We start from the raw sequence: 6285 nt of genomic DNA on the forward strand, positions 1-6285 counted from the left end.
CTGGAGGCCCTTCAACAGCGGGTTGACCAAGAACTCGCCCGTCTGACGCCAGAACAAGTGCAGTCCATCACGGGCTATGACTTCATTCTCGATGCCCTACTCCAAGCGGAATTCCAGAAAGCAGCCTAAATTATGCTCAACTTCATTTTTTATTGGTATTACCCTAACTCATCTTTTAATTATGCAACGCCCAAAACCGAAGGACGGGTTGGATCCTCGCCCGCCATTGCCGATGGGGTGGTTTATTTTGGCAGCGTTGATGGTCACCTCTATGCGGTGGAGTGAGGGTGGTTCTGTTTTGTGGGTGCTGTCTCCAGCCTCCATAGTGCTTTTCGTCCTAAAGATGGCCGGAACCTAAGATGGCCGGATTCTGCATGAGGATGCTTTATGGTTTGTACGGATCAAATTCAGTCCCGCGTAGACCGTGCCCTGATGCACCAAGACCTGCTCCATGATGTGATTGGGCTGGCCTGTAGCCTTAGTTCCCGCGCCCAGTGGTAGATAATGGATAGGGTTAGGGTGACTCTCCCGCATGGTAGGAACTGCGTACCAGGGGGCCAGAACGAACGTGGGAGAAGCCCATTTCGCGGGCTATGGTGCCGAGGCGGTCGAATTCTTCCGGTGTCCAGTAGCGGTCTACGGGGCGGTGGTCGAGGGAGGGGCGCATGTATTGGCCGAGGGTGAGGCGGTCGCAGCCCACTTGCCGTAGGTGGGCCATGGCTTCGATCAGTTCAGCTTCGGTTTCGCCATGGCCCACCATCAGGCCAGACTTGGTGGGAATCTCAGGATTGGCGGCTTTGACCAAGGACAGCACCCGCAGGGAACGGTCATATTTGGCCCCTCGCCGCACGGGGCCTTGCAGCCGTTTGACGGTTTCTAGGTTGTGGTTATAGCAGGCAGGCTGGGCCGAAACGACGGTCTGCACCCGTTCCGCCTGGGCTGTTTCACCACCGAGGCCACCCCAAAAGTCGGGGGTCAGCACTTCGATTTCGGTGCCGGGGTTAACCTGACGAATGGTGTCCATCACCCGCACAAACCAACTGGCCCCATGGTCGGGTAGATCGTCCCGTGCCACGGAGGTGAGTACCACGTAGCGCAGCCCCAGCAGCCGTACCGACTCGGCGACCTTCTCCGGCTCGTGGGGGTCGAGGGTCATCGGTGCGTGGCCCTTGTCTACTTGGCAAAAGGCGCAGGCCCTTGTACACACCGACCCCATCAGCAAAAAGGTGGCGGTGCGGTTGGCGTAGCATTCCCCCCGGTTGGGGCAGCGGCCCTCTTCGCAGATGGTGTGGATTTGGCGTTCTTTGATGATCCGCTGCACGGTGGAAATTTGGCTGGCCTTGCCGATGGGGCGGCGCAACCAATCGGGCATTCGGGCAATGTCGTCACGCAGGGGATGGGGAGCGGCCATGGGATGGATCGTCCAAATTACCCCTGCATTCTATCGCGGGTAATTTCCACCGCCACCTGGCCGCTAAAGTCGGGGATCGGGGGGGTCGGCTTGGTCACCTTGACCCGTACTCGCTGTAGCCGATCATCCGTTACCAGGGCAGTTTGGGCAATTTCTCCGGCTAGTCGTTCAATCAGGGCAAACCGCTGTTCGCGAAGGATGCGCTGGGTTTGCTCTACCACGGTGCAATAGTTGTGAGTATCGGGCAAATGGTCGCTCTGGCAGGCTAGGGACAGGTCGAGGTAGAGGGTAATCTCGGCCTCAAACCACTGGCCTAGCACGTGTTCTTCCGGCAAAGCTCCAGTATAGCCATAGGCACGAATGCCGGTGAGATGAATGGCATCCAGGGCAGGGGTATCCATAAAGTATTTTAGGAGGAGGTCTGACGACAGAATAGCGGATAGTGCCTGGATAGCATCTATAGCGATTCTTGATTGAGTGAGGTATACCGTTGATCCGTTCTCGATCTCCCCGGTACCTGGCCTGATTGACTGACAAAACTTGTCAGAGCCCAGATCCGCCAAAGGGCCAGAAGGCCTGACCTCTACATCACCCCAAGGCTATAGGGGCACGGAGACCGCACCCGGTGCAGCATCTTTTCTATCCCAACAAAGGGGGTAAGATAAACGGGTTAGGTGGGTCGTTTCCTTCGCCCTGATTCCTTAATCCAGGGGATTTTGGCGGGGACAGTCCGCCAGAGAGGTTTGGCGCTCCGGTAGGTTTTGTCGCCGCAATTGTGGTTTGAGCGAGTCGGTAAGATAGGTTAATGGCAACACTACACATCGGTTGGTTTCCGCAGGCGCAGCAGTTTTTCCTTTGGGGAGAAGCCTGGAAGCCGTTGCCCCAGGAGGGGTTTGCCGCCTGGGAACAGGTACACCTCCACCCCTACGCCATTGACCAAGCCGAACTGAATGCGCTGTTGACCCGTTTACAGCAGGCCATTTTGGGCAAGGGAGAAGCCACGCTATTACCCGCCGCCCTCACTGCCGATGGAGGTACCCGCCGCAAGGCCACCAGCGGCACCGGGAAGCGTACTACCAAGGGATCGACTCGTAAGGGATCTGAACCCAGTTGGGGACAGTGCGTCCTTCACCTGCCCTCCCATTTAGATATCAACGGTCAGGTCGATATCAACGGTCAGGACACCCACAGCCAGACCGATCACACCCTCGATAGTCCTGCTGGCTATGGCGCGATTCACCCGATTCACTCGGCCTATGGTGGATTAGAGGAAGGCGAGGATGAGGCCGAGATTCCCGCCGTAAAAGTGCTGCATCCTTGGCAGATCCAGGGCTGGTGGCTGTCGGCCTCCGAAGCCTTGCCGTTGCTATTGGCGCTACCCCTGGGCCAAGGGGTGGAACTGGGGGCGGATACCCTGGGGGCGGATACCCGCTTTTGGGGGCATGTGGCCCGCTGGGGGCTGAGTTTGCTGGCACGGGGCAAGGTGCTGCCGACGATTGAACTCACCAGCCAAACCCTGGCGGCGGGCTGGCGACCGCTGTTTGATAGCGCCGCCGATCAGGAGCGCCTACGCAACTTTTCCCACACCATGCCTGCGCTGTGCCGGAGCTATCTAGCCCTCGGCAAGGCGGAACCTAGCCTGAGCTGCATGGCTCCGTTGACGGCTCCCCAGGAACTTTTGGTCAGCCTGCTTACCGCCCAGGTGGATGTTCAGATGCGCCAAGCGGCCCAGGAGCAGCCCCTCAACCTCAGCAACCTGGGTCAAGAACTGCCCCTCCAGCCCTGGCTTCAGGCGTTGACGAGCGCCAAAAATTCCCTAGAAGCGCCCCCGGTAGCGGCGGCTCGGCTTCAGGAAGCCCTCACCACCTGGACGACGCCCCTCCAAACCCTAGCGGCAGATCCGGCCTATCAGTTTCGGCTGCGGCTGGTGTTGCAGCCCCCCGAAACCCTAGAACACCCCTGGGAACTGCGCTACCACCTGCAATCCGTAGCCGTGCCCGACTGGCAACCCAGCGCCGACTACATTTGGCAGCACCCCGTGGCCGAACTGCGGCACGAAGGGGCGATTCTGCAAGACCCCCAGGAAACCCTATTAGCCGGACTGGGCCGCGCCGCCCGATTCTACGACCCCATCCGCGAGAGCCTAAAGCAGCCCCACCCCACCCACTGCACCCTCGACCCCATCCAGGCCTACCAGTTCATCAAAGCCTCGGCGTGGCTATTGCAAGACAACGGTGTGGAGGTGGCCTTCCCCCCTGGTTTGGCTCCATCGGTGGACGACACCCAAAGCCGTCTGGGCCTGAAAGTCCAAGCGGAAGTGCCCCCCAGTCGGCAGCGGCAGCGGTTGGGCCTCAAGAGTTTGCTGAATTTCCAATGGGAACTGTCCCTGGCCGGAGAAACCCTCAGCGCCAAGGAGTTTCAGCAGCTCATTCGCCAAGGATCGCCCCTGGTGGAAATTAACGGCAAGTGGGTGGAACTGCGGCCCCAGGATGTGAAGGCGGCCCAGCGGTTTTTGGAGGGCCAGAAGACGGCGGCTCCTCTCTCCGTCGAAGATGCCCTGCGGATCAGCACCGGGGACACCCAACTGATCGACAAGCTGCCCGTCGTCAGTTTTGAGGCCTCCGGTTCTCTGCAACAACTGATCGACACCCTCACCACGGGCAACCAAACTCTGGCGGAAATGGCGGAACCGCCCGGATTTACGGGCAAACTGCGCCCCTACCAAGCCCGTGGCGTGTCCTGGCTGGCCTTTTTGGAACAGTGGGGTCTGGGGGCCTGCCTCGCCGACGACATGGGTTTGGGCAAAACCATCCAGCTGATCGCCTTTTTGCTGCACCTGCAAGCCAACGACTGGCTAGACTCTCCGGTGCTGCTGGTGTGCCCCACCTCGGTGCTGGGCAACTGGGCCAAGGAAGTGCAGCGCTTTGCCCCCCAACTCAAAACCCTGGTCTACCACGGCGACAAACGCCCCAAGGGCAGCACCTTCGCCAAAATTGCCGCCACCAAGTCCCTGATCATCACCAGCTACGCCCTGGTGTATCGCGATCTCAAATCCCTGCAAGCGGTGGATTGGCAGTGCCTGGTGCTGGACGAAGCCCAGAACATCAAAAACGCCGAGGCCAAACAGTCCAAGGCCGTCCGCCAGATCGAAGCCCAGTTTCGCATTGCCCTGACCGGAACCCCGGTGGAAAACCGCCTGACGGAACTGTGGTCAATCATGGATTTCCTCAATCCCGGCTATTTGGGGCCAAAAAACTTCTTCCAGCGCCGCTTTGCCACCCCTATCGAACGTTACGGCGATGTGGCCTCCCTCAAGGCCCTCAAATCCCTGGTGCAGCCCTTCATTCTGCGCCGCCTCAAAACCGACCGCACCATCATCCAAGACCTGCCCGAAAAGCAGGAAATGACCGTCTTCTGCGGCCTCTCCGCCGAACAGGCCAACCTCTACCAGCAAACCGTCGATGCCGCCCTAGCCAGCCTGGACGAATCCAGCGGCGTGCAGCGCAAGGGGCAAATTTTGGCCCTGCTCACCCGGCTAAAGCAAATCTGCAACCACCCCGCCCTGTTTTTGCAAGAATCTGGCCTGGGCCTGAAGGGCCGCTCTGTAAAGCTGCAACGGCTAGATGAAATGGTGGAAGAACTCGTCGCCGCCGGAGATCGCGCCCTGATCTTCACCCAGTTTGCCGAGTGGGGCAAGCTGCTGCAACGGCACCTCTCCTCCCACCTGGGCTACGAATCGCTGTTCCTCTACGGCAGCACCAGCCAAACCCAGCGCGAGGCCATGGTAGACCGCTTCCAAAACGACCCTGCCGCCCCCCGCCTGTTTATCCTCTCCCTCAAGGCTGGAGGGGTGGGCCTCAACCTCACCCGCGCCAACCACGTTTTCCACTTCGACCGCTGGTGGAACCCCGCCGTGGAAAACCAAGCCACCGACCGCGCCTTCCGCATCGGCCAAACCCGCAATGTGCAAGTCCACAAATTCGTCTGCTCCGGCACCCTAGAAGAACGCATCCACGAGATGATCGAAAGCAAGAAAGCCCTCTCAGAACAGGTGGTCAGCGCTGGCGAAACCTGGCTCACCGAACTCGACACCGACCAACTGAGAACCTTGCTATTATTGGATCGCGGTGCAGTGATTGATGAGGGGGATTAGGGGGAATACCTGGTTCAGCACATCTGTTAAATAGATTTTCAAATAAGACTTGTATTTTTCGAGGTGTCCTAATATCAATATCCTGAAACTTCTAGGAAGACAAAGTCGTGACTAAAAAAGCTTCGATTAACTACAATGATATAGCTAGCATTGGCATGAAGTCCGCTCTTCCTCACGGATGGAAAAGCCTTATCGTTGGCTATGATGTATACAAGCTATTGATCGAACCTCTGGCCAAAAAGATTATTGATACTGCAACCTTAAGCCAAGATAGTGACATTGAGAACATCAAAGAAATCATCAGGTCTGGCGCAGAAAATGGAGTTGATGAATTAGAGATAAAAATTGCCAAAGAAGCAGGCATAAATATTGGCACTAGCTTACATGAGATAGGCGTTCCCTGTGATGCAAATTTCACAGTTGGAGCCAAAGGGGAAACGATCATTAACATCAAGTACAAGTAGACATATAGATTGAAATCTGTGAAATGTAGTAATTAGAGTGGTGCTGATCACTGCCTGATCTCATATAATCTATGCCCCTAGCCATCGGCCCTGAACCCGCACCCATAGAAACCGACTCTTATAGCCTAGGATCAGTCGATGTTGTCACAAGCAACACTCCGGACAGATTTAGGAGGCTGTGATCCCAGTCTATGCGGCGATAACCCCGTAGTTCAGGAGGGTCTGGTAGTTGGGATGGGATTGAATCAAAGTTGGCT

The 6285-nt window shown here is 57.5% G+C and carries 5 protein-coding genes; 3 read left to right on the forward strand and 2 right to left on the reverse strand.

Annotation, left to right across the window (positions count from 1 at the left end; genetic code table 11):
- The first annotated feature begins 132 nt into the window (after window positions 1-132).
- Window positions 133-285 carry a PQQ-binding-like beta-propeller repeat protein gene (locus H6G62_RS25505; protein ID WP_190500434.1) on the forward strand — a complete coding sequence of 51 codons (153 nt, stop codon included), beginning with the start codon at window positions 133-135 and terminating at the stop codon, window positions 283-285.
- Window positions 286-514: 229 nt separating this feature from the next.
- Here the strand turns inward: H6G62_RS25505 and lipA are convergent, their stop codons facing one another.
- Window positions 515-1411, reverse strand: a complete 897-nt coding sequence (lipA, locus tag H6G62_RS25510; protein ID WP_190500436.1) for a lipoyl synthase — start codon at window positions 1409-1411, stop codon at window positions 515-517.
- Between the two features lie 17 nt (window positions 1412-1428).
- Window positions 1429-1812: a dihydroneopterin aldolase gene (folB, locus tag H6G62_RS25515; protein ID WP_190500438.1), complete on the reverse strand. Its 384-nt coding sequence runs from the start codon at window positions 1810-1812 to the stop codon at window positions 1429-1431.
- Between the two features lie 404 nt (window positions 1813-2216).
- Here folB and H6G62_RS25520 point away from each other — a divergent pair, with 404 nt between their 5' ends.
- Window positions 2217-5564, forward strand: coding sequence for a DEAD/DEAH box helicase (locus tag H6G62_RS25520; RefSeq protein WP_190500440.1), 3348 nt, complete (start codon window positions 2217-2219; stop codon window positions 5562-5564).
- Between the two features lie 107 nt (window positions 5565-5671).
- Window positions 5672-6028, forward strand: a complete 357-nt coding sequence (locus H6G62_RS25525) for a hypothetical protein (RefSeq protein WP_190500442.1) — start codon at window positions 5672-5674, stop codon at window positions 6026-6028.
- The last annotated feature ends 257 nt before the right edge of the window (window positions 6029-6285 follow it).

The organism is Phormidium sp. FACHB-1136, assembly GCF_014697375.1.
Taxonomy (GTDB): Bacteria; Cyanobacteriota; Cyanobacteriia; order Phormidesmidales; family Phormidesmidaceae; genus Nodosilinea.